Origin of the sequence: Pseudomonas sp. Ag1 (assembly GCF_000278565.1) — a bacterium.
Classification (GTDB): Bacteria; Pseudomonadota; Gammaproteobacteria; order Pseudomonadales; family Pseudomonadaceae; genus Aquipseudomonas.
This window is the reverse complement of record NZ_AKVH01000095.1, coordinates 1-26433: the sequence shown is the minus strand read 5'-3', so window position 1 is coordinate 26433 and position 26433 is coordinate 1. Positions and strand designations below refer to the sequence as shown.

The following is a 26433-nucleotide window of genomic DNA, read 5'->3' as shown; positions in this document are numbered from 1 at the left end:
GCTAAATTTTATTTCATTGTCCTCGTCTCCTATCAACACACGACCTGTTGCTGTGCCTTCAGGTCTCTGAGGCTTTCCCGCCCCACTGCCACGGGGCTTATCCAGAGGACACTGGAATGACACAGGCAATTGCATCGCCCGCCGTTCACGACCTGATCGGTATCGGGTTCGGCCCTTCGAACCTGGCGCTGGCCATCGCCCTGCAGGAACGCGAGAAAGCCCAGGGCAAACTGGACGTGCTGTTCCTCGACAAACAGGCCGACTACCGCTGGCACGGCAACACCCTGGTCACCCAGAGTGAATTGCAGATTTCCTTCCTCAAGGACCTGGTGACCCTGCGCAATCCCACCAGCCCTTATTCCTTCGTCAATTACCTGAAGGCCCACGGGCGCCTGGTGGATTTCATCAACCTGGGTACCTTCTATCCGTGCCGCATGGAGTACAACGACTACCTGCGCTGGGTCTCCGGGCAGTTCCAGGCGCAAAGCCGCTACGGCGAGGAAGTGCTGGCCATCGAGCCGATCCTGCATCAGCAGCAGGTAGAGGCGCTGCGGGTGATTTCCCGGGACGCCCAGGGTGAACAGCACGTGCGCACCACCCGCTCGGTGGTGGTCAGCGCCGGTGGTACGCCGCGTATTCCGGCGTCGTTCAAGGCGCTCAAGGATGACGGTCGGGTGTTCCATCACTCCCAGTACCTGGAACGCATGGCCCAGCAACCGTGTGTCGACGGCAAGCCGATGCGCATCGCGATCATCGGTGGTGGCCAGAGCGCAGCCGAGGCGTTTATCGACCTCAACGACAGCTTCCCGTCAGTGCAGGTCGACATGATCCTGCGCGGCTCGGCCCTCAAGCCTGCGGATGACAGCCCGTTCGTCAACGAAGTGTTCTCGCCGGAGTTCACCGACCTGGTGTTCCAGCAGAACGGCAGCGAGCGCGAGCGCCTGGTCAACGAATACCACAACACCAACTATTCGGTGGTGGACCTGGACCTGATCGAGCGCATCTACGGGATCTTCTACCGCCAGAAAGTTTCCGGCATTGCCCGTCACGCGTTCCGTACCCTGACCACCGTGGAAAAAGCCACGGCCGGGCCGCTGGGTGTGGAGTTGGCGCTGCGCAACAACGCCACCGGCGAAACCAGCCTCAACCATTACGATGCCGTCGTACTGGCCACCGGTTACGAGCGCCAGATGCATCGTCAGTTGCTCGCACCGTTGGCCGACTATATGGGCGACTTTGAAGTCAGCCGCGACTACCGCATCGTCACCGACGAGCGCTGCAAGGCCGGCATCTACATGCAGGGCTTCAGCCAGGCCAGCCATGGCCTGAGCGATACCTTGCTGTCGATCCTGCCGATCCGTGCCGACGAGATTGCTGCGTCGCTGTACGAACACGACCGCAGCCGCGGCAAGAGCCGTTCGGTGCAGGACGTGTTGCTGGCCACCGCCAGCTGACAGGCTGCACTTGAACCGCGGGGGCGGCTGCTGATACTGTACAAAAAACCAGTATCGGTAGAAGCCCCATGCAGTTGATCGAAAAACTCAGCATCCTCGCCGACGCCGCCAAGTACGACGCGTCCTGCGCCAGCAGCGGTGCGCCCAAGCGCAGCTCGGAAGGCAAGGCGGGGCTGGGTTCCACCGATGGCATGGGCATCTGCCACAGCTACACGCCCGACGGTCGCTGCGTGTCGTTGCTCAAGGTGCTGCTGACCAACTTCTGTCTCTACGACTGCCAATACTGCGTCAACCGCCGCTCCAGCGACGTGCCCCGTGCACGCTTCAGCCCGGAGGAGGTGGTGACCCTGACCCTCGACTTTTACCGGCGCAACTGCGTCAGCGGGCTGTTTCTCAGTTCCGGCATCATCCGTTCGGCCGACTACACCATGGAGCAGCTGGTGCAGGTCGCCAAACTCCTGCGCGAAGAGCATGACTTTCGCGGCTACATCCACCTCAAGACCATTCCCGAAGCCGACCCGGCACTGATTGCCGAGGCGGGGCGGTATGCCGATCGCCTCAGCGTGAATATCGAGTTGCCAACGGACAAGAGCCTGCAAACCCTGGCGCCCGAGAAGCAGATCGTCTCGATCAAGCAGGCCATGCAAACCATCTATACCGGTGAGCAGACCGTGCTCAACGAACCCCGCGCGCCGCGTTTCGCGCCGGCCGGGCAGAGCACGCAGATGATCGTCGGCGCCGATGACACCGACGACAGCACCATCCTCCACAGCGCCGAGGCGTTGTACGGCAATTTCAAACTGCGCCGGGTGTATTACTCGGCGTTCAGCCCGATCCCCAACAGCCCGAAAAGCGTGCCCCTGGCCGCGCCGCCGCTGATGCGCGAGCACCGCTTGTACCAGGCGGATTTCCTGTTGCGCAGCTATGGGTTCAGCGCCAATGAACTGTTTGAAGGGCCGGGCGACCTGGCCCTGGATATCGACCCCAAGCTGGCCTGGGCGCTGGAGCACCGCGAGGTGTTCCCGCTGGACTTGAACCGGGCCGAGCCGACGCTTATTGCGCGCATTCCCGGAATTGGCCTGCGCACCACCCAACGGCTGGTGGACCTGCGTCGCCAGCGCAAGATCCGCTTCGAAGACCTGGCGCGCATGCGGTGTGTGCTGACCAAGGCCAAGCCGTTTTTCATCACCAGCGACTACCACCCGCAGCAAGCGGAAAGCACCAGCGTGCTGCTGCGCGAACAACTGCGCGACCGCCCGCAGCCGCAGCAAATGGGGCTGTGGGGATGATCAGCCTGGAATGCGACAACCTGTTCAGCACCTGGCGCGAGCAGGCGCGCTGGTTGCTCAGCCATCAGATCGACCCCAGCCACGTGAGTTGGGGCGTGGCCGAGGTGGCGGACCTGTTTGCCACCGACGAGCAGTACCCGGCGGAGTGCGGGCCGTTCCAGGCGCGGATTCCCAAGGCGCTGCTGGAGCTGCTGGAGTCTGCCGCGTGTTATCACGGTGAACAGCGCTGGAGCCTGTTGTATGAGCTGCTGTGGCGCGTCAGCCATGGGGACCGCACGGCGATGATGTCGGGGGACAAGCTGGGCAGCGAATTGCAGCGGCGGATCAAGCAGGTGCAGCGCGAGGCCCATCACCTGCATGCGTTTGTGCGGTTTATCGCATTGCCGGCAGAGGCGGGGCCGCAGTTGCCGGAGTACGTGGCGTGGCATGAGCCGGCCCACGATATCTTGAAGGTGGCCAGCCAGCATTTTGTCGGGCGCATGGGGCGTCATCGCTGGATGATCGCCACGCCCCTGGATGGGGTTTATTACGACGGGGAGCAGTTGATTCACCAGCGGCAATGCCCGGTGGAATGGCAGGCGTTGGCGCAGAATGTCGAGGATCCCCACAGTGCGATGTGGTTGACGTACTACAGCCATATCTTTAACCCGGCGCGGTTGAATCCGAAGGTGATGGAAGGGCATTTGCCGAGCCGGTTCTGGAAGAATCTGCCGGAGGGCAAGTTGATTCCGGGGCTGATCAGCGAGGCGCGCACGGGCAAGCAGCGGGATGGGCAGGCGAAGATGATTGGGGCGCGTCCAGGCAAGCGAATTTCAAGCGGGCACGGTTAAATGTGGGAGCGGGCTTGCTCGCGAATGCGGTGTGTCAGTCGCTGGATGTGCTGCTGACACACCGCATTCGCGAGCAAGCCCGCTCCCACATTTGATCTCTATTGCCTGTAGGGGCGGATTCAGGCCAGTTCGGTGGCGGTGTTTTTTACGACCGCCAGCTCGGGATGCGCCACCAATTTATCGATGTGCAATTCATCATTGTTCAGCCAGGTTTCCGTCAGCACGCGGTAGTGCTCCATGTCCCGGCAGCGCATGCGCAGGCTGTAGTCGAACGGCCCGCTGATTAACTGGCACTCGAACACTTGCGGGCAGGCTTTGACACATGCCTCGAACGCCTTCTGCGCCGAGCGCCCGCTCTGGTTGGAGAGGGCCACCAGCACCAGCAGTGACAGCCCCGGCGAAACCATCTGCACGTCGATGATCGCCCCATAACCCCGGATGACCCCGCGTCGTTCCAGCTTGCGTACCCGTTCCAGGCACGGCCTGGGCGTCAGGTGCACCAGCGACGAGAGTTTTTCGTAGGTGATGCGTCCCTGGTGCCGTAACACGTCGATGATGGCTTCATCGATGCGGTCCAGCACAGGTGAGGCGTTCGGTCCGGTGGCCTTGGTATCCATGGTGTGTGGTGTTCACTTCAATCGGTTGGAAAGAAATTGCTGCAAGCGTTCGCTGTTCGGCTGGTCGAGGATTTCGGCTCCGCCTTGTTCCTCGACACGGCCCTGGTGCAGGAACAGCACTTGGCTGGACACCTGGCGGGCAAAGCCCATTTCGTGGGTGACCATGAGCATGGTACGACCTTCCTCCGCCAACGTCTGTATGACTTTGAGCACTTCTCCTACAAGTTCAGGGTCGAGGGCCGAAGTGGGTTCGTCGAACAGAATGATCTCCGGTTCCATCGCCAGGGCCCGGGCGATGGCCACGCGCTGTTGCTGGCCGCCGGAGAGGAATGCCGGGTATTGGTCCGCCACCCGGCCCGGCAGGCCGACCTTGTCGAGGTACAGGCGTGCGCGTTTTTCCGCCTCGGCGGCGCTCACCCCCAGCACCCGGCGCGGCGCCATGGTGATGTTTTCCAGCACGGTCATGTGGCTCCACAGGTTGAAGTGCTGGAACACCATGGCCAGGCGGGTGCGCAGGTTCTGCAATTGCGCCTGGTGCGGCGCGCGCGTGCCGGCGCGGCCTTGCTGCATTTCGATGCTGATGCCATCGAGAGTGATAACCCCGGCGTCCGGCTGTTCGAGGAAGTTGATGCAGCGCAGCATCGTGCTCTTGCCGGAGCCGCTGGCGCCGATCAGGCTGATCACGTCGCCGTTGCGCGCGTTCAGTGAAACGCCCTTGAGCACCTCATGCTCGCCATAGCGTTTGTGCAGGCCTTCGACCTGGAGTTTGACGTTGGCGTTTTCGGCCACGGCGACCGGCTGGGTAGCGGGGCGTACATCGGTGGGATAAGCGGCCAGGGCCTGCGCGGACTGATTCATGGGTTAGCCTCGGGTAGGAACAAGAAAACGCATCCAGCGACGTTCGGCCAGTCGAAACAGGCCCACCAGTGCAAAGGACAGCAGCATGTACAACAGGGCAGCGATGCCGAAGGCCTGGAACGTCAGGAACGTCTCGGCGTTGGCGTCGCGGGCCACCTTGAGGATGTCGGCAATGGTGGCGGTGAACGCCAGGGACGTGGCGTGCAGCATCAGGATCATTTCATTGCTGTAGGCCGGCAGTGCGCGACGCAGTGCGGCGGGCACTACCACAAACAGGTTCAGGCGCCAGCCATGCAGGCCGTAGGCCTTGGCGGCTTCGATCTCGCCGTGGGGGATGTTGCGAATCGCCCCGGCAAAGATTTCCACGGTGTAGGCGCACGTGTTCAATACAAACGCCAGCAGCGTGCAGTTCAGTGCATTGCGAAAAAACTGGTTGAGCAGGGCGTTGTCCTGCACCACGTCCAGGCCGTAGAGGCCGGTGTAGCAAATCAGCAACTGGATATACAGCGGCGTGCCGCGAAACAGGTAGGTGTAGACCTCCACTGGCCAGCGAATCCAGAAGTGTTCCGAGACCCGCGCGATCGCCAGCGGGATCGACAGAAAGAAGCCCAGCACCACCGAGATAATGAAGAGCCACAGGGTCATCGCCACCCCGGAAAAGCCGTTACCGTCGGTGAACAGGTAGGCCAGGCCGTATTGCTGGATCAGTTCGATCATCGCACCATCCCCTTGATGCCCACGTTGTAGCGCCGTTCCAGGCGTTTGAAGATGCGGTTGGAGAGGGTGGTGATCACCAGGTACACCAGGCCCGCGAGGATCAGGAAATACAGCGGGTCATTGGTGGTCTTGCCGGCGTTTTGTGCGGCCTTGACCAGGTCTGACAGGCCGATGATCGACACCAGCGCGGTGGACTTGAGCAGCACCAGCCAGTTGTTGCCCAGGCCCGGCAGGGCAAAGCGCATCAGTTGCGGGAACAGCACCAGGCGAAAGCGCTGCCAGCGGCTCAGGCCGTAGGCGGTGGCGGCTTCGAGTTGGCCGGCGGGCACGCTGAGAATCGCCCCGCGAAAGTTTTCGGTGAAATACGCACCGTAGATAAAACCGAGGGTGATGACACCGGCGGTGAACGGGTCGATTTCGAAGTAGGCCCAGCCGAGCATTTCACTCAGGTCGTTCAGCCACAGTTGCAGGCTGTAGAAAATCAGCAGGATCAGCACCAGGTCCGGCACGCTGCGAATCAGCGTGGTGTAGAGCGTGGCCGGAACCCGCAGCAGCTTGACGCTGGAGAGCTTGGCGGCGGCGGCGAGCAGTCCCAGGGACAGGCTCAGCAGCAGCGCCAGGAACGCCAGCTTGACCGTCATCCAGGCACCCTGGGCCAGCAGCGGGCCGAAGCCTTGCAAGTTGAGGAGTTCATTCATGGGAAGTATCTCGATGGGGCGCAGAGTTTTACGGTGGGAGCGAGCTTGTGTGGGAGCGGGCTTGCTCGCGAAGACAGAGTTTCAGTCAATACATGTGTGACTGACCCACCGCTTTCGCGAGCAAGCCCGCTCCCACACAAGCTCGCTCCCACATGAGGCGTCACTCGTTGTAGATATCCTGATCGCCGAAGTATTTCTTCTGGATCTGTGTGTAGGTGCCATCGGCCTGGACGGCGGCGATGCCTTTGTTGATCAGCTCCACCAGGTCCTTGTCGTTCTTGCGCAGGCCCATGGCGATGTCGAGCGGCAGGGTCGGGTCCTTGAAGGCCGGGCCGGTCTTGAAGTCGGCGCCTTCAGGTTTGGACAGGAAGTTGAGCTGGGCTTCAAGCTTGTCGGTGAGGGTGGCGTCGAGGCGACCGTTTTGCAGGTCGGCGTAGTTCTGTTCCTGGGACTGGTACGCCTTGATCTGCGCGCCGAGCTTGGCCAGGTGCGCACGGGCGTAGGCTTCCTGCAGCGAGCCTTGCAGCACGCCGACCTGTTTGCCTTTCAGGGATTCGGGGGTGTCGCCGAAGTCGGCGCTTTTGCGGGTGATCACCGAGGTCGGGCTGAGGAACAGCCGGTCGCTGAAGTCGATGACTTTCTGGCGGGCCGGGGTCACGGCCATGGAGGACATGATGGCGTCGAACTTGCGGGCGCGCAGGGCCGGGATCATGCCGTCGAATTCGTTGTGGACCCACACGCATTTGACTTCCAGCTTGGCGCAGATGGCGTTGCCCAGGTCGATGTCGAAACCTTGCAGGCTGCCGTCGGCGGCGACGGATTCAAACGGTGGGTATTCGGGGAAAACCCCAAAGCGGATTTCTTTCCATTCCTGAGCCTGGGCAGCGGTTGCGGCCAATGGCAGGAGCAGCGCAGCGAAAAGTGATCGGAGCGGAGTCATGTGTATTCCCTATATTTTGTAATTGATGTCAGGGCAGTAGAAAAGTTGAAAGCTAAGGCGAGCTGGCTTTTGTGGCGAGGGAGCTTGCTCCCGCTGGGCTGCGCAGCGGCCCCAAAATCCCGGGAGCGCTACGCACTCCAGCGGGAGCAAGCTCCCTCGCCACATTGGGCTGCCTCACTACATTGGGCTGTTTGTTGTCAGAGAGAATGCTTCAAGATGGTGCGTTTTTTGTGTCGTTTACCCCTGCCGCGGCGGGCGGAATGTGCTGTTAAAACGCGGGTCACAGCGGAAACGGCTGCGGCACCCGCTGAATCGGCTTGTTGACCGGGTTTTTCCGGCCTGCCTTTCACGCAAAGCGGCAGGCCAGAGCGGTCTCAGGCGCGCTTTTTCTGCTGTGCCACCGGTGCTTGGGCCAGGCGGGCAAACAGGTCCTTGGGGTCGGCAAGGTCCGGCACCAGTTCCAGTTCGCTGCCCACGTCCAGCGCCTTGGCCACGTCCAGTACGTAACGCAGGGCGGAGTAGTCTTCGATGGCAAAACCTACCGAGTCGAACAGGGTGACCTGGCGCGCGTTTTCGCGGCCTGGCGCCTGGCCGTTGATCACTTGCCACAGCTCGGTGACCGGCGAATCTTCCGGCATGTGCTGGATTTCGCCTTCGATGCGGCTTTGTGGCTCGTACTCGACAATCACGCGGGCCCGTTCGACGATTCGTCGGTCCAGTTCGGTCTTGCCGGGGCAGTCGCCACCGACGGCATTCAGGTGCATGCCCGGTTCGATCATCTCGTCCGTGAGGATGGTGGCGTAGGCCTTGTCGGCGGTGACGGTGGTGACGATGTCGGCGCCTTTCACGGCTTCGGCAACGCTGCCTGCCAGGATCACCTTGATCGCCGGGAAGGCTTTGAGGTTGGCGGCCAGTTTGGCGGTGGCCTTGGCGTCGATGTCGAACAGGCGGATTTCAGTGATGCCCAGCATCGCGTGGAAGGCCAGGGCCTGGAACTCACTCTGGGAGCCGTTGCCGATCAGCGCCATGCTGCGGCTGTTGTCCCGGGCCAGGTAGCGCGCCACCAGGGCCGAGGTGGCGGCCGTGCGGATCGCGGTGGTCAGGGTCATTTCCGCCAGCAGTACCGGTTTGCCGGTGTCCACATCACCCAGGGCGCCGAAGGCCATGACGGTGAGCATGCCGCTCTGGGTGTTTTTCGGGTGGCCGTTCACGTATTTGAAGGCGTACAGCGACGCGTCGGACACCGGCATCAGCTCGATCACGCCCTCGGGCGAGTGGTTGGCCAGGCGCGCGCATTTTTCAAAGTCCTGCCAGCGCAGGTAGTCGGCGCGGATGTACTCGGCCATCTCGGTAATGCAGGTTTGCAGGCCTTTTTGCGAAACCAGGTAGCTCAAGTCGTTGACGTCGATATAGCGGGTCATGGGAAGACTCCTTATTGAAATGAGGGGCGGGTGGGCAGATGCACTTCCGCCAACATGCAGCGGGCACTGCCGCCGCCGATGCGTTCGATGTTGTCGATGTTCACCACCACCGGCCGGGTGTGACGCTCCACATGCTGACGCTGGGCGGGCTTGAGCGAGCCCCAGGCGCTGGCCGACATCACCAGCAGCGGCTGGCCGTCGCGGTCGTGGACTTCCAGCATGTTGCCGGCGAAGGCTTCCAACTGATCGAAGTCCAGGGCGACGATGTCTTTGCCGGTATCGCGCAGGGAGCGTTCAAGGGCCTGGCGCTCGTGGTCATCGGGCAGAGCTTGCAGGCACACCACGGAGAGGTCGCGGCCGACACTCATCATTACGTTGCTGTGGTAGATCGGCGCGTGGTGGCGGTCGACGGCGTGGAATACGCAGACCTGGTAGTCAAGGCGTTCGGCGAACTGGCGCAGGGCATCCTGATGGGTACGCCCGGAATGGCAGGCGTAGCTGATGCGGTGCTGGCGGTCGAGGACCATGCTGCCGGTGCCTTCGAGGAACATGTTCTGTTGTTCGAGGTGGCTGAAGTCGATGGTGTTGTGGATCGCGAAGCGTTGCTCCAGCACTTGCAGCACGCCTTTGTCGCGTTCCAGTCGTCGGTTCCGGCCTTCCATCGGGTACAGCACCAGGCTGCCGTCGGCGTGGCTGCTCCACCAGTTGTTGGGGAAGATCGAATCCGGGGTATGGGGAGCGGGGGTGTCTTGTACCACCAGCACTTCCACGCCGTGGTGGCGCAGGGTGTCGACGTAGCCGTCGAACTCTTCCAGCGCTTTCTGCTGTGCCGCCAACGGGTCGAGGGGCGCACGCTGGAAGCGGTTGTTGATCGCGGTGTCCGGGTTGAAGGCGAAGTGCGCCGGGCGGATCATCAGGACAGTGTTGGTGGTTTGCATGGGGGCACGGGTCCATGGGGTGGGCAGTGAGGCTATTTTGTGCGGTGTGAAGGAAGAATCCCGGCTGAACTGAGGGGGTGGCTCAGCCGGGAAAGCTGAAAAGTGGGGTGGGGCAGCCGAATCGGCTGTGGAGGTGAGTGGAGATCAAAATGTGGGAGCGGGCTTGCTCGCGAAAGCGGTGGGTCAGTTAATAAATTCGGTGGCTGATACACCGCCTTCGCGAGCAAGCCCGCTCCCACATTGGTATTGTGTTGCCTGAGGTTTTTTGTCTGGATGGAGAAACCATGCCCACTGAAGTTCGTCTCGCCCAAACTACCGATGCCGAGGGCATCAGCCAGGTCATCCTGGCGGCCCTGCATGACAGCAACGCCCGGGATTATCCGGCGGATGTGATTGCGCGGGTGGCGAGCAACTTTACTCCCGAGGCTGTCGTGGCGTTGCTCGCGCGTCGAACGGTGCTGGTGGCCATTCAGGATGAGGTGATCGTTGCCACGGCGGCACTTGACGCCAATGTGGTGCGCTCGGTCTTCGTCAATCCGGCGCTGCAAGGGCAGGGCATCGGGCGCTTGCTGATGATTGAAATCGAGCTGCGTGCCCGGGAAGCCGGGGTGACCTTGTTGCATGTGCCGTCTTCGCTGACGGCAGAGCCGTTCTACACCAAGCTCGGTTTCCACACGGTGCGTGATGTCTACCATGGCAATGAGCGCACGCTGGTGATGGAGAAGGCGTTGTCATCCCGCCATCCCATCGGCGTCTATCGCGATCGGGCCCATCGGGCGCAGGTGGTGGCGTTGTGGCAGGCGGCGTTTGGTTATGACGCGGCGCATAACCTGCCGAGCCTGGCGATCGACAAGAAGCTGGCGGTCAACGATGGGTTGTTCTTCGTGGCCACCGACAAGAAGGCGGTGATCGGTACCATCCTCGCCGGCTACGACGGGCATCGTGGCTGGTTGTATTCAGTGGCGGTGCACAACGACTATCGCCGCCAGGGCCTGGGCGCTTCGTTGGTGCGGCATGCGGAGCAGGCGTTGACGGCGCTGGGTTGCATGAAGATCAACCTGCAGATCACCAGTGGCAATGACGCGGTGATGGGGTTTTATGAGGCGCTGGGTTATGGCGCGGAGCCGCGGATCAGCATGGGCAAGAAGATTCTGGAAAACATCCCGATGGATAAGGCCTGAACGTCGGTTTTCCAAACACTGAAATCAAAATGTGGGAGCGGGCTTGCTCGCGAATGCGGTGTATCAGTCAATAAATCTGTCGACTGACACTCCGTATTCGCGAGCAAGCCCGCTCCCACAGTTTGGTTTTGCAGTGTTGCTTAGACCTTGACGATCCAGCCCTCAGGCGCTTCGACGTCGCCGGACTGTACGCCAGTCAGCTCTTTGTAGAGCTTCTGGGTGACCGGGCCGACTTCTTTTTCGCTGTAGAACACGTGCAGCTTGTCTTTGTACTCGATGCCGCCGATCGGGGTGATCACGGCGGCGGTGCCGCAGGCGCCGGCTTCCTTGAAGTCCGACAGCTTGTCGATCAGCACGTCGCCTTCAACCACTTCCAGGCCCAGGCGCGATTTTGCCAGCTCGATCAGCGACAGGCGGGTGATGCCTGGCAACACCGACGGCGAGTTCGGGGTGACGAACTTGTTGTCGTGGGTGATCCCGAAGAAGTTGGCCGAGCCGACTTCTTCGATCTTCGAGTGGGTGGCCGGGTCGAGGTAGATGCAGTCGGCGAAGTTGGCTTTTTTCGCCAGGGAACCGGGCATCAGGCTGGCGGCGTAGTTGCCACCGACCTTGGCTGCGCCGGTGCCGTTGGGAGCCGCACGGTCGTAGCCGGAGATCAGGAAGTTGTGCGGGGTCAGGCCGCCCTTGAAGTAGGCGCCGACCGGGATGCAGAAGATCGAGAAGATGAATTCCGGCGCGGTGCGCACGCCGATGTTGTCACCGGTGCCGATCACGAACGGGCGCAGGTACAGCGCGCCGCCGGTGCCGTATGGCGGGATGAACCGCTCGTTGGCGCGGACCACTTCCTTGCAGGCTTCGATGAAGGCGTCGGTCGGCACTTGTGGCATCAGCAGGCGGCCACAGCTGCGCTGCATGCGCGCGGCATTCTGGTCGGGGCGGAACAGGTTGATCGAACCGTCCTTGCAGCGGTAGGCCTTGAGGCCTTCAAAGCATTGCTGGCCGTAGTGCAGGGCGGTGGAGCCCTCGCTGATGTGCAGCACGTTGTCGTCGGTCAGGGTGCCTTTTTGCCACTCGCCGTCTTTCCAGGTCTGGAGGAAACGCTTGTCGGTCTTGATGTAGTCAAAACCCAGCTTGTCCCAATTGATGCTTTCGTTACCCATGACACCCTCTATCTTTTGTCAACCGCCTGGTCGAAGGCAGGCTTATGGTTTATTTCTGGATGGGCGCAACAATACTTCATTCTTGGCTTGTGTGGGAGCGGGCTTGCTCGCGAATGCGGCGTGTCATTCGATGCATTCGGTGCTGATCCACCGCTTTCGCGAGCAAGCCCGCTCCCACATTTGAACTTCGCCATTTTATAGATGCAATGCATGCCCCAGGGCCCGCAGGGCTGCTTCCTGTACCGCTTCGCCGAGGGTCGGGTGGGCGTGGATGGTGCCCGCCACGTCTTCCAGGCGTGAACCCATTTCCAGGCTCAGGCCGAAGGCCGTGGACAGTTCCGAGACGCCAACGCCTACCGCCTGCCAGCCGACGATCAGGTGATTGTCGCGGCGCGCCACTACCCGCACGAAGCCGGTTTTCGACTCCAGGGTCATGGCCCGGCCATTGGCGGCGAACGGGAAGCTCGACACGATGCAGTCCAGCCCGGCCGCCCTGGCTTCGTCCGGGGTCTTGCCGACCACTACCAGTTCCGGGTCGGTGAAGCACACCGCCGGGATCGCGGCCGGGTTGAATTCGCGGGATTTACCGCTGATCAGTTCGGCGACCATTTCGCCCTGGGCCATGGCCCGGTGGGCGAGCATCGGTTCACCGCTGAGGTCGCCGATGGCCCACACATTGCGCATGCTGGTCTGGCAACGGCTGTCGATCTTGATCGCCGAGCCGTTCATGTCCAGGTTCAAGGCTTCGAGGTTCCAGCCCTGGGTGTTGGGTTTGCGACCAACGGCAACCAACACCTGGTCGGTTTCCAGCGACAGCGTCTCGCCGCTGGGGTCGCGCACTTGCAGGGTATTGTTCTCGAAACCGGTGACGCTGTGTTTGAGGAACACCTTCACCCCCAGTTGCTTCAGGGATTCGGCCACCGGTTGGGTCAGTTCGGCGTCGTAGGCCGGCAAAATCCGGTCCTGGGCCTCAACAACGCTGACCTCGGCACCGAGCTTGCGATAGGCAATCCCCAATTCCAGGCCAATGTAGCCGCCGCCCACCACGATCAAGCGTTTCGGGATGCGTTTCGGCGCCAGGGCTTCGGTGGAGGAGATGATCGGCCCGCCAATCGGCAGCATCGGCAGGTTGACACTTTTCGAGCCGGTGGCCAGCAACAGGTGTTCACACTGGATGCGCTGGTCGCCGACATCGACGGTCTTGCCGTCCACGACCTTGGCCCAGCCCTGGATGACCTGGACCTTGTGTTTTTTCAGCAGCGCGGCAACGCCGGTGGTCAGGCGGTCGACGATGCCGTCTTTCCATTCAACGCTTTTGCCGATGTCCAGGGTCGGCACATCGACTTCGATACCCAACGGCGAACCCTGGCTGTGGTGCACGGTTTGCTGGAACTGTTCGGCGACATGGATCAGCGCCTTGGACGGAATGCAGCCGATGTTCAGGCAGGTGCCGCCCAGCGATTGGCCTTCCACCAGGATGGTCGGGATGCCCAGCTGGCCGGCGCGAATCGCTGCCACGTAACCGCCAGGCCCGCCGCCGATGATCAGCAGCGTGGTGTGCAATGTTTGAGACATGGGTTACTCCAGGAACAGGCTGGCGGGTTGTTCGAGCAGGCCACGGATGGCCTGGATGAATTGCGCCGCGTCCATGCCATCGACCACCCGGTGATCGAAGGAGCTGGAGAGGTTCATCATCTTGCGGATCACGATCTGGCCCTTGATCACCATCGGCCGCTCGACAATGCGGTTGACCCCGACGATGGCCACTTCCGGCAGGTTCAGCACCGGGGTGCTGACAATCCCGCCCAACGCACCGAGGCTGGTCAGGGTGATGCTCGAGCCCGACAGCTCATCGCGACTGGCCTTGCCATTGCGCGCCGCATTCGCCAAGCGATTGATTTCTTGCGCCGTGCCCCACAGGTCGCGGGCTTCGGCGTGACGCACCACCGGCACCATCAGGCCGACATCGCTCTGGGTGGCGACACCCACATGCACCGCGCCGAGGCGGGTGATGACCTGGGCTTCGTCGTCATAACGCGCGTTGATCTGCGGATAGTCGCGCAATGCGACGACCATGGCCCGCACCAGGAACGGCAGCAGCGTCAGCTTGCCGCGGGTAGCGCCGTGTTTCTCGTTGAGGTGCACGCGCAACTCATCGAGGGCCGTGACGTCGATCTCTTCCACATAGCTGAAATGCGCGGCGCGCCGGGTGGCGTCCTGCATGCGCTGGGCGATCTTGCGGCGCATGCCGATCACCGGGATTTGCTGCTCGTCGTTGCGTTCGGCGTACGGGTTGGAGGCCCCGGAATTTTTCGCCGGACCCTGGAGCAAGTAAGCGTCCAGATCTTCATGCAGAATCCGGCCAGCCGGGCCTGAGCCCTGGACCAGTCGTAGCTGGATGCCAGCATCCAGCGCATGTTTGCGCACGGCCGGGGAGGCCAGCGGGCGGTCATCGGCCTCGCGGGCCACGGGCGCTTGCGCAGCCGCCACCGCAGGTTTGGCTGCCGGCTTGGGCTCAACCACGGGCGCGGCCTTGGCTTCAACTTTCGGCGCCGGTGCGGGTACCGGCGCGAGGTCTTCAACCACTGCCGATTCCCGGGTATTGCCCGCGCCTTCCACCTCGATACTGATCAAAACACTGCCCACCGCCATGACTTCCCCCGGCTCGCCGCCGAGGGAAATCACCTTGCCGTGCACCGGCGACGGAATGTCCACCATGGCCTTGTCGGTCATCACGTCCGCCAGCACCTGGTCTTCTACCACCAGGTCGCCGACCTTGACGTGCCATACCGACAATTCAACTTCTGCGATGCCTTCGCCAATGTCCGGCATCTTGATAACGTGCGTGCCCATTCAGACCTCCATAACCCGATGCAAAGCCGCGCCCACACGGGTCGGGCCAGGGAAATACGCCCACTCTTGCGCGTGGGGATACGGGGTATCCCAACCGGTGACGCGCTCGATCGGCGCTTCCAGGTAGTGGAAGCAATGCTCCTGCACCAGCGCCACCAGCTCGGCGCCGAACCCGCAGGTACGGGTGGCTTCGTGAACGATCACGCAGCGACGGGTTTTCTTCACGGAATTGACGATGGTTTCCAGGTCCAGCGGCCACAGGCTGCGCAGGTCGATGACTTCGGCGTCGATGCCGGTTTCTTCGGCGGCGACTTGCGACACATACACCGTGGTGCCGTAGGTGAGGATCGTCACGTCCTTGCCCGGGCGGGCGATGGCGGCCACATCCAGCGGCACGGTGTAGTACCCGTCCGGCACCTGCGCTTGCGGGTGTTTCGACCACGGGGTTACCGGGCGGTCGTGGTGGCCGTCGAACGGGCCGTTATACAGGCGCTTGGGTTCGAGGAAGATCACCGGGTCATCGTTTTCGATGGAGGCGATCAGCAGGCCCTTGGCGTCGTACGGATTGGACGGCATCACCGTGCGCAGGCCGCAGACCTGGGTGAACACCGCTTCAATACTCTGGCTGTGGGTCTGGCCGCCGTAAATGCCGCCGCCGCAGGGCATGCGCATGGTCAGCGGTGCAGTGAACTGGCCGGCCGAGCGATAACGCAGGCGGGCGGCTTCGGAAATGATCTGGTCGGTGGCAGGGTACACGTAGTCGGCGAACTGAATCTCGGCCACCGGCCGCAGGCCATAGGCGCCCATGCCGACCGCCACGCCGACGATCCCGCTTTCGGAGATCGGTGCGTCGAACACCCGCGAGGTGCCGTACTTGTTCTGCAGGCCTTCGGTGCAGCGGAACACGCCGCCGAAGTAACCGACGTCCTGGCCGAACACCACCACATTGTCGTCTCGCTCAAGCATCACATCCATGGCCGAGCGCAAGGCCTGGATCATGGTCATGGTCGTGGTGGTCATGGCGGTTTCCAGCTCGATATTGTTGTTGTGATCGTTCATGTCAGATCCCCAACTCTTGACGCTGGCGCTTCAAGTGCTCCGGCATCTCTTTATAAACGTCTTCGAACATGGTCGCGGCGCTTGGAATCTGGCCACCGGCCAGGGTGCCGTACTGTTCGGCTTCTTTCTGGGCCTTGAGCACTTCGGCTTCAAGTTCGGCACTGACCGCCGCGTGTTCCTCTTCGGACCACTGACCAATCTTGATCAGGTGCTGCTTGAGGCGGGCGATCGGGTCGCCCAGCGGGAAGTGGCTCCAGTCGTCGGCGGGACGGTATTTGGACGGGTCATCGGAGGTGGAGTGCGGGCCGGCACGGTAGGTCACCCATTCGATCAGGGTCGGGCCCAGGTTGCGGCGGGCACGTTCGGCGGCCCAGGCGGAGGCGGCGTACACCGCGACAAAGTCGTTGCCGTCCACCCGCAGGGAGGCGATGCCGCAACCCACGCCGCGTCCGGCAAAGGTTGTGGCTTCACCGCCGGCAATGGCCTGGAAGGTGGAGATCGCCCACTGGTTGTTCACTACGTTAAGAATCACGGGTGCCCGGTACACGTGGGCGAAGGTGAGGGCGGTGTGGAAGTCGGACTCAGCGGTGGCGCCGTCGCCGATCCAGGCCGAGGCAATCTTGGTATCGCCCTTGATGGCCGAGGCCATGCCCCAGCCCACGCCTTGTACGAATTGGGTGGCGAGGTTGCCGGAAATCGTAAAGAAGCCGGCATCTTTTACCGAGTACATGATCGGCAACTGGCGGCCCTTGAGCGGGTCGCGCTCGTTGGACAGCAGCTGGCAGATCAGGTCTACCAGCGGCACTTCCCGGGCCATCAGGATGCTTTGCTGGCGATAGGTGGGGAAGCACATGTCGTCGATGTTCAAGGCCAGGGCCTGGGCGCTGCCGATGGCTTCTTCGCCGAGGCTTTGCATGTAGAACGACATCTTCTTCTGACGCTGGGCGACCACCATGCGGTTGTCGAAGATCCGCGTCTTGAGCATGGCGCGCATGCCCTTGCGCAGAATCTCGACTGGCACGCCTTCAGCCCATGGGCCGAGGGCCTGGCCCTGATCGTCGAGCACGCGAATCAGGCCCTTGGCCAGGTCGGCGGTGTCGGCGGGTTCTACGTCGATTGGGGGTTTGCGCACCAGGCCAGCGTCAGTCAGGCGCAGGTAGGTAAAGTCGGTCTTGCAGCCTGGGCGGCCCGAGGGTTCGGGAACGTGCAGGCGCAGTGGTTCGTACTGCTGAGTCATGGCTTTCTACGCTCTATCTTGTGAATTTCTTGTAGTGGGCGCGGTAGCTGACAGTCCTTCTTCGGGTAGAAGAAATCTTGTCCTACAACAATCATAGGCTCGGCTCAGGAGAATATTTATCTCTGTTTCATTGCGTTGGAGATCATTTGGGGATAAAAAAACTGCATAAACATAATAAACAGGTGGTTTTGTCTCATGCGCAAACTGGACCGTATCGATATCGGCATTCTGAACGCCCTTCAGGAGAACGCTCGCATCACCAACGCCGACCTGGCCCGTTCGGTCAACCTGTCGCCCACGCCGTGTTTCAACCGGGTCAAGGCCATGGAAGAACTGGGGCTGATTCGCGACCAGGTGACGCTGCTGGACGCCGACCTGCTGGGGCTGCACGTCAATGTGTTCATCCACGTCAGCCTGGAAAAGCAGAACGAATTGGCATTGCAGCAATTCGAAGGGGCGATTTCGGATCGCCCCGAAGTGATGGAGTGCTACCTGATGGCCGGCGACCCCGATTATCTGATTCGGGTGCTGGTGCCCACCATCCAGTCCCTGGAGCGTTTCATGATGGACTTCCTGACCAAAGTCCCGGGTGTCGCCAACATCCGCTCCAGCTTTGCCCTCAAGCAAGTGCGCTACAAAACCGCGCTGCCGCTACCGGCTAACGGCATCAACCTCGGCTAACGAACGACACAAAACAAATGTGGGAGCGGGCTTGCTCGCGAATGGGGAGTGTCAGTCACCGAAAATATAGACTGATACACCGCATTCGCGAGCAAGCCCGCTCCCACATTTTGTAGTGCATTTCAAAGCTGGTTGAGGGGAATCTTCAAATAAACCACCCCATTTCCTTCCGCCGGCGGCATCACCCCGGCCCGCACATTCACCTGAATCGCCGGCAACAACAGCGTGGGCATGCCCAACCCGGCATCCCGCGTGGTGCGCATCTCGACAAACGCCGCCTCATCCACCCCGTCATGCACATGAATATTCCCCGCCCGCTGTTCAGCCACCGTGGTCAGGCACTTGGCTGCGCGTCCTTCGGGCGGATAGTCATGGCACACATAAAGGCGGGTTTCAGGCGCGAAGGCCAACAACTTGCGCATCGACCCATACAGCTGGCGCGCATCCCCACCAGGGAAATCGCAGCGCGCCGTGCCCACGTCCGGCATGAACAGCGTGTCGCCCACCAGAATCAACTGGTCATCAATCAGGTAAGCCATATCCGCCGGCGTATGCCCCGGCACATGCAGCGCCTGGGCCTTCAGGTTGCCGATGTGAAACACCTCATCCGGCGCAAACAGATGGTCGAACTGCGACCCATCCACCCGAAACTCCGGCTCCAGGTTGAACAGGTTCTTGAACACTCCCTGCACCTTGCTGATGGACTGGCCAATCGCGATCTTGCCCCCCAGCTGGCGACGCAAATAAGGCGCAGCCGACAGATGATCCGCATGGGCGTGGGTTTCCAGCAACCACTGCACCTGCAAGCCATGCTCGCGCACAAACGCGATCACCTTGTCCGCCTGGCCGGTGCCGGTGCGTCCGGAGGCCGGGTCGTAGTTGAGCACCGAATCAACGATGGCGCATGGGCCACCGTCCGTTTCATAGACGACGTAGGTGTAGGTCGACGACGCCTCGTCCAGAAAGGATTGAATCAACGCTGACATGACGGGTTTCCCAGATAGCTAATGGCGACTTACATTCAGTTAGGTTTCCACATAACCTTGTGAGCTTAAGTGAATTAAAGGACCCGAGGCAAAGGATGGCATCGTGGTGGCAAACAGCTAGGGCGTGGTGCCATACGGCAACGACCCTTGCGTGCATTAACTGAAAAAGGCCATAGACCATGAACGACCAACACTGGGGACCTACCATCAGTGGCGATATCGTTGTCATCGGTGGCGGCTCGGCAGGCATCGGCCTGCTGGCCAGCCTGCTCAAGCGCGACCCGCACCTGAACATCATCCTGATCGAGCCCAGCGACCACCACTACTACCAGCCGGCCTGGACCCTGGTGGGCGGTGGGGCTTATGACGTTACCAGGACCGTGCGCCCCATGGCCGACGTGCTGCCCAACGGCGTCACCTGGATCCAGGCCGCGGTCAGCGAATTACTGCCCGACGAGCAAACCCTGGTGCTCGACAGCGGCCAGCGCGTCAGCTGGAAGAACCTCATCGTGTGCCCGGGCCTGCGCCTGGCCTGGGAGAAGATCGAAGGCCTGCAAGAGACCCTCGGCCGGCATGGCGTAACGTCCAACTACAGCTATGAGCACGCCGCCTACACCTGGCAGCTGGTGCAGCAACTCAAAAATGGCAAGGCGATCTTTACCCAACCGGCCATGCCGATCAAATGTGCCGGCGCTCCGCAAAAAGCCATGTACCTGTCGTGCGATCACTGGCTCCGCCAGGGTGACCTGAAAAACATCAAGGTCGAATTCAACCTGGCTGGTGCCGCCTTGTTCGGCGTGCCGACCTTCGTGCCGCCGCTGATGAAGTACGTTGAAAAGTACTCGGCGCAACTGGCATTCAACTCCAACCTGGTCAAGGTCGACGGCCCCACGCGCAAGGCCTGGTTCGAAATCAAGGACGCCGAAGGCAATGTGCGCGTCGAAGAGAAAACCTTCGACCTGCTGCACGTCGTTCCGCCACAGGTCTCGCCGGACTTCATTCGCCACAGCCCCCTGGCCGATGCCGCCGGCTGGTGCGAAGTGAATCCCCAGAGCCTGCAACACCTGCGCTACCCGCACATCTTCGGCCTGGGCGATGTGTGTTCCACCACCAACGCCAAGACCGCCGCGGCGGTGCGCAAGCAAATCGTGGTGGTGGCGGAAAACCTGCTGGCCCTGCGCAGACAGGCACCGTTGCCCCTCAAGTACGACGGCTATGGCTCCTGCCCGCTGACCGTGGAGAAGGGCAAGGTGGTGCTGGCCGAGTTCGGCTATGGCGGCAAGTTGCTGCCGACCTTTCCCCTCGACCCGACTGTGGCGCGGCGTTCGGCGTGGTTCCTCAAGGCGAGTTTCCTGCCGTGGTTCTACTGGAACGGCATGCTCAAGGGCCGCGAGTGGCTGACCCGTCTGGCCAAGGTGGATTGAGGCAACCCTATGCTGCTGGCAAGTTTTCTGGGCGTGTTGATGGGGTTGGTCATGGGCCTGACCGGTGCCGGAGGCGGCATTCTTGGTGTCCCGGCCCTGGTATTGGGGCTGGGGTTGACCATGACCCAGGCCGCGCCCGTGTCGTTGTTCGCGGTGGGCGCGGCCGCTGCCGTGGGGGCTGTCGACGGTTTGCGCCATGGCCTGGTGCGCTACCGTGCGGCGCTGCTGATTGCGCTGCTTGGCGCGCTGTTTTCGCCGCTGGGGGTGTTCTTCGCCCACCAGATGTCGGAGAAAGTCCTGATGGGCCTGTTCAGTGCGCTGATGGTGCTGGTGGCCTGGCGCATGCTGCAACGGGAGAAGCTTGAGGCCGGGCCGAGCGACCACGGCACCGCGTCCTGGGGCCAGAAGAACTGCATGCTCGACCAGCAGACCGGGCGCTTTTCCTGGACCGCCAAATGCACCGCCACCCTGGCAGCACTCGGCGCAGTGACTGGTGCGGTCTCGGGGTTGCTCGGCGTGGGCGGCGGCTTCCTGATCGTACCGGCGTTCAAGCAACTGACCGATGTGCAGATGCGCGGCATCGTCGCCACCTCGCTGATGGTGATCAGCCTGATCTCGTTGATCGGCGTGATCGGCGCGTTTCATGCCGGGGTCAGTATCGAGCCGATGGGCTGGGTGTTTATCGGGTCGAGCATTGTCGGCATGTTGGCGGGGCGGCGCCTGTGCTCGGTGATCAAGGCGCGCACCTTGCAGGTGGGTTTTGCCACCCTGTGTGTGCTGGTGGCGGCGGGCATGCTGTTTCGGGCCCTCATTCAGGTGCCTTGAAATGCGCTCAGCATCCCGCCCCTACGGGTATCAGCGCCGCAGGTAGGCACCAAAGTCGATGTCCCCGGCGCTGAGAATCGCCTGCACCCGATTGTGCACGTTCAACTTGCGCAGGATTGCCGAGACATGGGCCTTCACCGTGGTCTCGGCAATCTCCAGGCTATAGGCGATTTGCTTGTTCGAGTCACCCTTGGTCATCCGCTCCAGCACCAGCAATTGCTTGCGGGTCAGGGCCTGCAGCAGCTCCGGCGCAAGCCCCAGGCAATCATTCATGCGCCGTTGCCCGCCGATTTTCTGGCTGCGAATAATCTCCGGCGGCAAATACACATTGCCGTTGAGAATCTGTTGGATTGCCTCGGTCATCTGCAGCCTGGGCGAGGACTTGGTGATAAACCCCACCGCGCCATAGGTGATGGCTTGCAGCACGACCTGCTTGTCCTGCTCGGCGGACACGATCACCACCGGAATCGTCGGCGACTCGTTGCGCAGGTTGATCAGGCCATTGAGGCCGTGCATGCCCGGCATGTTCAGGTCCAGCAGGATCAGATCCAGATCGTCGTGCTCCTGGCTCATGGTCAGGGCGCTGTCCAGGTCGCCGGTTTCCATCACTTCGCTGCCCGGGAACCCGTCGCTGATGACGTTGTGGATCGCCTCGCGAAACAGTGGGTGATCGTCGGCTATCAGAATTTTGTACATGGACGTTCGCCTTATTATTTTTGCTTATTCAAGCAGGTCCGATCCATAGGGTCATGCGCCCATTACATGCCAGTCTCGATGCCTTGGGAATGCGACGATAGAGAGGGGAATCAGTACCAAAGTAGTAGATCGTGCCGTACGTCGCGGTTTCAGCGCCACCCATTGGTCTGATTGCATTCAGTGTCGGATGGGTTAGTGTGGAGCGCATCTTCCAGAATAATAAAAACAGGCTTACCAATGAGCCCGAACCTGAGTCTCCTGCGTAAATTCGTTTCCCCTGAAATCATCTTTGGCGCCGGCTGCCGGCACAACGTAGGCAACTACGCCAAGACCTTTGGCGCGCGCAAGGTGTTGGTGGTGAGTGATCCCGGCGTGGTTGCTGTCGGCTGGGTGGCCGATGTCGAGGCCAGCCTGCAAGCCATCGGCATCGACTACTGCCTGTACACCGCCGTTTCGCCCAATCCCCGGGTTGAAGAGGTGATGCTCGGCGCCGAGGTCTACCGTGAAAACCATTGCGACGTGATCGTCGCCGTCGGTGGCGGCAGCCCGATGGACTGCGGCAAGGCCATCGGCATCGTGGTCGCCCATGGCTGCAGCATCCTCGACTTCGAAGGCGTCGACACCATCCGCGTGCCGAGCCCGCCGCTGATCCTGATCCCGACTACCGCGGGCTCCTCGGCGGATGTCTCGCAGTTCGTGATCATTTCCAACCAGCAGGAGCGCATGAAGTTCTCCATCGTCAGCAAGGCGGTGGTGCCCGATGTTTCACTGATCGACCCGGAAACCACGGCGAGCATGGACCCGTTTCTCTCGGCCTGTACCGGCATCGATGCGCTGGTGCATGCCATCGAGGCCTTCGTGTCCACCGGCCACGGCCCGCTGACCGATCCCCACGCGCTGGAAGCCATGCGCCTGATCAATGGCAACCTGGTGCAGATGATCGCCAACCCCGGCGACATCGCCCTGCGGGAGAAAATCATGCTGGGCAGCATGCAGGCCGGGCTGGCGTTTTCCAACGCGATCCTCGGCGCGGTGCATGCCATGTCCCACAGCCTTGGCGGCTTTCTCGACCTGCCCCATGGCCTGTGCAACGCGGTGCTGGTGGAACATGTGGTGGCGTTCAACTACAGCGCGGCACCGGAGCGTTTCAAGGTGATTGCCGAGACCTTCGGCATTGATTGCCGGGGCCTCAACCACCGGCAAATCTGCGGCCGGCTGGTGGACCATTTGATCGCGTTGAAGCATGCGATCGGCTTCCATGAAACCCTCGGCCTGCATGGGATTCGAGTGGCGGACATTCCCTTTCTGTCGCAGCACGCCATGCACGACCCGTGCATCCTTACCAACCCGCGTGAATCCAGCCAGCGTGACGTCGAGGTCGTCTATGGCGAAGCTCTCTGACGATCAGCAACGGGCACTCGCGGGGCTCCTGGGGCTGGGCAACCACTCGGCGCGCAAGAGTCATTACCCCGAACTGACCGCGCGCCTCGACGAGCTGGAAGCCGAGCGCAATCGCTACATCCGCCTCAACGACGAATTGGAACATCGGGTCGCGGCGCGTACCGACGAGTTGCTGGAAGCCAACCGCAACCTGCAACAGCAAATCGCCCAGCGCGAGAAGATCGAGCAGGACTTGCGCGATGCTCGGGATGCCGCCCAGGCCGCCAACCGCAGCAAGGACAAATACCTTGCCGCCGCCAGTCATGACCTGCTGCAACCCCTCAACGCCGCACGCTTGCTGATTTCCACCCTGCGCGAGCGCAACTTGCCCAGCGTCGAACACGTGTTGGTGGAGCGCACCCATCAGGCCCTGGAAGGCGCCGAGGATTTGCTCACCGACTTGCTGGACATTTCCCGACTCGATCAAGCGGCGGTCAAGCCGGACATCGCCCTGTACCGTCTCGACGAACTGTTCGCACCGCTGGTCTCGGAATTCCAGTCGGTGGCCGCGGCGTCCGGGCTGAACCTGCGGGCGCGTACAGGCCATTACGCAATCAACACCGACCTGCGGCTGGTGACGCGGATCCTGCGCAATTTCCTCAGCAACGCCTGCCGCTACACGAGCGCGGGCTCCATCCTGTTGGGCGCCCGCCGCCGGGGTGAGCGGTTGCGCCTGGAGGTGTGGGACACCGGGCGCGGAATTGCGGCGGACCGTCTGGACGCCATCTTCCTGGAGTTCAATCAACTGGACGTGGGCCGCGCCGCCGACCGCAAGGGCGTGGGACTGGGGTTGGCGATTGTCGAGCGTATCGCCGAGGTCCTCGGTTATCCGGTGGCGGTGCGTTCGTGGCCGGGGCGCGGTTCGATGTTCAGCATCGAAGTCCCCATCAGCGAGGACATGCCGCTGCCCATCAGTGTGGTGGCCGCGCAACCGAGCACCGGCAACCCGCTGCCGGGGAGGCGGCTGCTGGTGCTGGATAACGAAGTCGGCATCCTCGACAGCATGAGCGCGCTGCTTGGGCAGTGGGGCTGCGAGGTGGTCACTGCGACCGACCAGGCCGGCGCACTGGTTGCGTTGCAGGGCAGGGCACCGGAGCTGATTCTCGCGGACTATCACCTGGACCATGGCGTGGTGGGCTGTGAGGTCGTGCACCAGTTGCGCGAGCATTTTGGCTGCAGGATTCCGGCAGTGATTATCACCGCCGACCGCACCGACCAATGCCGCCGTGCATTGCAGCGCCTGGACGTGCCATTGCTGAATAAGCCGGTCAAGCCCGGCAAGTTGCGGGCGGTGTTGACCCAGTTATTGGCCTAGCCACTTGATACCCGTCAACACCGGGCGTGACGCTTTGCCTCATGCTGTGGGCCAGATTTCACGGCCGACGGAGAACCCCATGAGTGCCCCCGCAACAACAGCTGCTTCATTCAAGTTGCCCCTGGGCCTGGTGGTCGGCGTACTGGTGATGGTCGGCGTGCTGCTGTTGCCGCTGCCGGCCGACTTGCCGGTGGCCGGGCACCGGATGCTGGCGATCCTCGCGTTTGCGGTGGTGGTATGGATCACCGAAGCGGTCTCCTACGAGGCCAGCGCGATCATGATCACCTCGTTGATGGCGTTTTTGCTCGGCACTGCGCCGTCGCTGCAAGACCCGACGCACCTGATCGGTTCCAGCCCGGCCATCAGCATGGCGTTGACGGGGTTTTCCAACCCGGCGCTGGCGCTGGTGGCCGGCGCGCTGTTTATCGCCGCAGCCATGACCCATACCGGGCTGGACCGGCGCATCGCGTTGGTCACCCTGACCCGCGTGGGTACCAGCACCCGGGGCATTCTCGTCGGGGCAGTCGCCGTGACCATCCTCTTGAGCCTGGTGGTGCCCAGCGCCACGGCCCGCAGTGCGTGTGTGGTGCCGATCATGATGGGGGTGATTGCCGCGTTTGGCGTGGACAAGCGTTCGAATATTGCGGCCGGGATCATGATCGTCGTGGCCCAGGGTACGAGCATCTGGAACGTCGGTATCCAGACGGCGGCGGCGCAGAACCTGCTGACGGTTGGCTTCATGGACAAGATGCTGGGGCAGCGGGTGTCGTGGATCGACTGGTTGATCGCCGGGGCGCCGTGGGCGCTGATCATGTCGGCGGTGTTGTTGTTTTTGGTGTTGAAGCTGCTGCCGCCGGAGAGTGACAGCATTCCCGGAGGCAAGGAGGCGGTGGCGCAATCGCTGGTGGACATCGGGCCGATGACGGGGCCGCAGAAGCGCTTGCTGACGGTGTCGGTGTTGCTGTTGCTGGCGTGGGCGACTGAGGGGCGGTTGCACAGCTTTGATACGACCTCAACGACGTATGCCGGGCTGGTGTTCTTGCTGATGCCGGGGATCGGGGTGATGACCTGGAAGGATGTGCAGTCGCGGATTCCGTGGGGCACGGTGATTGTGTTTGGGGTTGGCATCAGCCTGGGTACGGCGTTGCTGACCACCCAGGCGGGGCAGTGGCTGGGGTCGCAGGTGGTGGCGCATACCGGGTTGGACCAGGTGGGGCCGCTGGGGGTGTTTGCGATTCTGGGGGTGTTTTTGATCGTGATTCATTTGGGGTTTGCCAGTGCCACGGCGTTGACCTCGGCGTTGTTGCCGATTTTGATTGCGGTGTTGCAGACGTTGCCCGGGGAGTTCAGTCGGCTGGGGATGACGATGTTGCTGGGGTTTGTGATGAGCTACGGGTTTATCCTGCCCATCAATGCGCCGCAGAATATGGTGTGTTTGGGGACCGGCACGTTTACGGCGCGGCAGTTTGCCAAGGTCGGGATTTTGGTGACGTTGATTGGGTATGGGTTGATGTTGGTGTTTGCGGCTACGTATTGGAGTTGGTTGGGGTGGATTTGAGGTGGGGGGCATATCCGTTATTTCGGTAACGGCCGCTTATGGTTCCGCTCTTACAGCGGCCCGCTTCGCACTGCCTGCGTTCGGCCTCGGGCTCATTGGGGCAGTCAGATCAAGGTCAAAAGCAAAAGCACAGCGGCCTACCGGCCGGCTTGAGTGTTAAAAACAGAGGCAAGATCCAGGGCGAAAGCAGAGCTGCTTTTCTGTGGGAGCGGGCTTGCTCGCGAAGAACCTGAGASCGCCGCGTTCATCCAGAATG

Annotated in this window: 24 protein-coding genes; 10 read left to right on the top strand and 14 right to left on the bottom strand. The window is 62.0% G+C overall.

From position 1 onward, the window contains the following. The first annotated feature begins 116 nt into the window (after nt 1-116). From A462_RS18690 to A462_RS18700, 3 genes are all read left to right on the top strand, one after another. On the top strand, nt 117-1454 hold the full coding sequence (locus tag A462_RS18690) for a lysine N(6)-hydroxylase/L-ornithine N(5)-oxygenase family protein (protein WP_003208565.1): 1338 nt from the start codon (nt 117-119) through the stop codon (nt 1452-1454). A 68-nt stretch (nt 1455-1522) separates the two neighbouring features. Further along, nucleotides 1523-2743: a putative DNA modification/repair radical SAM protein gene (locus A462_RS18695; RefSeq protein WP_008434495.1), complete on the top strand. Its 1221-nt coding sequence runs from the start codon at nt 1523-1525 to the stop codon at nt 2741-2743. After that, nucleotides 2740-3573, top strand: coding sequence for a TIGR03915 family putative DNA repair protein (locus A462_RS18700; protein WP_008434494.1), 834 nt, complete (start codon nt 2740-2742; stop codon nt 3571-3573). The genes A462_RS18695 and A462_RS18700 overlap by 4 nt, the downstream gene beginning before the upstream one ends. A gap of 119 nt (nt 3574-3692) precedes the next feature. Here the strand turns inward: A462_RS18700 and A462_RS18705 are convergent, their stop codons facing one another. The 7 genes from A462_RS18705 to ctlX form a co-directional block, all read right to left on the bottom strand. Then, nucleotides 3693-4190 (bottom strand): Lrp/AsnC family transcriptional regulator, encoded by a 498-nt coding sequence (locus tag A462_RS18705; protein ID WP_003208571.1) that lies wholly within the window; start codon nt 4188-4190, stop codon nt 3693-3695. A gap of 12 nt (nt 4191-4202) precedes the next feature. After that, entirely contained in the window at nt 4203-5048 is an 846-nt protein-coding gene (locus tag A462_RS18710) for an ABC transporter ATP-binding protein (RefSeq protein ID WP_003208573.1), read from the bottom strand. Nucleotides 5049-5051: 3 nt separating this feature from the next. Continuing rightward, nucleotides 5052-5765 carry an ABC transporter permease gene (locus tag A462_RS18715; protein ID WP_008434490.1) on the bottom strand — a complete coding sequence of 238 codons (714 nt, stop codon included), beginning with the start codon at nt 5763-5765 and terminating at the stop codon, nt 5052-5054. Continuing rightward, nucleotides 5762-6463 (bottom strand): ABC transporter permease, encoded by a 702-nt coding sequence (locus tag A462_RS18720; RefSeq protein WP_008434488.1) that lies wholly within the window; start codon nt 6461-6463, stop codon nt 5762-5764. The genes A462_RS18715 and A462_RS18720 overlap by 4 nt, the downstream gene beginning before the upstream one ends. A 160-nt stretch (nt 6464-6623) precedes the next feature. After that, complete coding sequence (locus tag A462_RS18725) at nt 6624-7403, bottom strand: ABC transporter substrate-binding protein (RefSeq protein WP_003212870.1); 780 nt, start codon at nt 7401-7403, stop codon at nt 6624-6626. 374 nt (nt 7404-7777) lie between these two features. Continuing rightward, a complete protein-coding gene (locus A462_RS18730; protein ID WP_003212869.1) occupies nt 7778-8824 on the bottom strand; it encodes an ornithine cyclodeaminase in 1047 nt (348 codons plus the stop codon). Nucleotides 8825-8835: 11 nt separating this feature from the next. Next, entirely contained in the window at nt 8836-9762 is a 927-nt protein-coding gene (gene ctlX / locus A462_RS18735) for a citrulline utilization hydrolase CtlX (RefSeq protein WP_003212867.1), read from the bottom strand. Nucleotides 9763-10046: 284 nt separating this feature from the next. Here ctlX and A462_RS33345 point away from each other — a divergent pair, with 284 nt between their 5' ends. Then, on the top strand, nt 10047-10943 hold the full coding sequence (locus A462_RS33345; protein ID WP_008434482.1) for a GNAT family acetyltransferase: 897 nt from the start codon (nt 10047-10049) through the stop codon (nt 10941-10943). A 140-nt stretch (nt 10944-11083) separates the two neighbouring features. Here the strand turns inward: A462_RS33345 and A462_RS18740 are convergent, their stop codons facing one another. The 5 genes from A462_RS18740 to A462_RS18760 all read right to left on the bottom strand — a co-directional run bounded on the left by A462_RS18740 (nt 11084) and on the right by A462_RS18760 (nt 17252). Further along, nucleotides 11084-12103 (bottom strand): branched-chain amino acid aminotransferase, encoded by a 1020-nt coding sequence (locus A462_RS18740; RefSeq protein WP_003212864.1) that lies wholly within the window; start codon nt 12101-12103, stop codon nt 11084-11086. A 195-nt stretch (nt 12104-12298) separates the two neighbouring features. Continuing rightward, nucleotides 12299-13678 (bottom strand): dihydrolipoyl dehydrogenase, encoded by a 1380-nt coding sequence (lpdA, locus tag A462_RS18745; protein WP_008434480.1) that lies wholly within the window; start codon nt 13676-13678, stop codon nt 12299-12301. A gap of 3 nt (nt 13679-13681) precedes the next feature. Further along, nucleotides 13682-14956 carry a dihydrolipoamide acetyltransferase family protein gene (locus A462_RS18750; protein WP_003212860.1) on the bottom strand — a complete coding sequence of 425 codons (1275 nt, stop codon included), beginning with the start codon at nt 14954-14956 and terminating at the stop codon, nt 13682-13684. After that, the gene (locus A462_RS18755; protein ID WP_003212859.1) at nt 14957-16015 is read right to left on the bottom strand and encodes an alpha-ketoacid dehydrogenase subunit beta; all 1059 of its coding nucleotides are present in this window, start codon (nt 16013-16015) and stop codon (nt 14957-14959) included. It abuts the gene before it with no gap. Nucleotide 16016: 1 nt separating this feature from the next. After that, nucleotides 16017-17252 carry a 3-methyl-2-oxobutanoate dehydrogenase (2-methylpropanoyl-transferring) subunit alpha gene (locus A462_RS18760; RefSeq protein ID WP_003212857.1) on the bottom strand — a complete coding sequence of 412 codons (1236 nt, stop codon included), beginning with the start codon at nt 17250-17252 and terminating at the stop codon, nt 16017-16019. A 195-nt stretch (nt 17253-17447) separates the two neighbouring features. Between A462_RS18760 and bkdR the strand changes: the two genes are divergently transcribed. Then, on the top strand, nt 17448-17933 hold the full coding sequence (gene bkdR / locus A462_RS18765) for a Bkd operon transcriptional regulator BkdR (RefSeq protein WP_003212855.1): 486 nt from the start codon (nt 17448-17450) through the stop codon (nt 17931-17933). Nucleotides 17934-18055: 122 nt separating this feature from the next. On the opposite strand, the gene A462_RS18770 is transcribed toward bkdR, so the two are convergent. Continuing rightward, nucleotides 18056-18919, bottom strand: a complete 864-nt coding sequence (locus A462_RS18770; protein ID WP_003207791.1) for an MBL fold metallo-hydrolase — start codon at nt 18917-18919, stop codon at nt 18056-18058. A gap of 179 nt (nt 18920-19098) precedes the next feature. Here A462_RS18770 and A462_RS18775 point away from each other — a divergent pair, with 179 nt between their 5' ends. Both A462_RS18775 and A462_RS18780 read left to right on the top strand, forming a co-directional pair. Further along, nucleotides 19099-20343: an FAD/NAD(P)-binding oxidoreductase gene (locus tag A462_RS18775; RefSeq protein ID WP_008434475.1), complete on the top strand. Its 1245-nt coding sequence runs from the start codon at nt 19099-19101 to the stop codon at nt 20341-20343. A 9-nt stretch (nt 20344-20352) separates the two neighbouring features. Beyond that, complete coding sequence (locus A462_RS18780) at nt 20353-21168, top strand: sulfite exporter TauE/SafE family protein (RefSeq protein WP_003207794.1); 816 nt, start codon at nt 20353-20355, stop codon at nt 21166-21168. 30 nt (nt 21169-21198) lie between these two features. Here the strand turns inward: A462_RS18780 and A462_RS18785 are convergent, their stop codons facing one another. After that, nucleotides 21199-21864, bottom strand: a complete 666-nt coding sequence (locus A462_RS18785; protein ID WP_003207796.1) for a response regulator transcription factor — start codon at nt 21862-21864, stop codon at nt 21199-21201. Nucleotides 21865-22101: 237 nt separating this feature from the next. On the opposite strand from A462_RS18785, the gene ercA reads away from it, so the two are divergent. The 3 genes from ercA (at nt 22102) to A462_RS18800 (ending at nt 26177) form a co-directional block, all read left to right on the top strand. After that, entirely contained in the window at nt 22102-23265 is a 1164-nt protein-coding gene (gene ercA, locus A462_RS18790) for an alcohol dehydrogenase-like regulatory protein ErcA (protein WP_003207798.1), read from the top strand. Continuing rightward, nucleotides 23249-24619 (top strand): ATP-binding response regulator, encoded by a 1371-nt coding sequence (locus A462_RS18795; protein WP_008434473.1) that lies wholly within the window; start codon nt 23249-23251, stop codon nt 24617-24619. Before ercA ends, A462_RS18795 begins: the two co-directional genes overlap by 17 nt. Nucleotides 24620-24698: 79 nt before the next feature. Continuing rightward, nucleotides 24699-26177 carry a DASS family sodium-coupled anion symporter gene (locus A462_RS18800; protein ID WP_008434472.1) on the top strand — a complete coding sequence of 493 codons (1479 nt, stop codon included), beginning with the start codon at nt 24699-24701 and terminating at the stop codon, nt 26175-26177. The last annotated feature ends 256 nt before the right edge of the window (nt 26178-26433 follow it).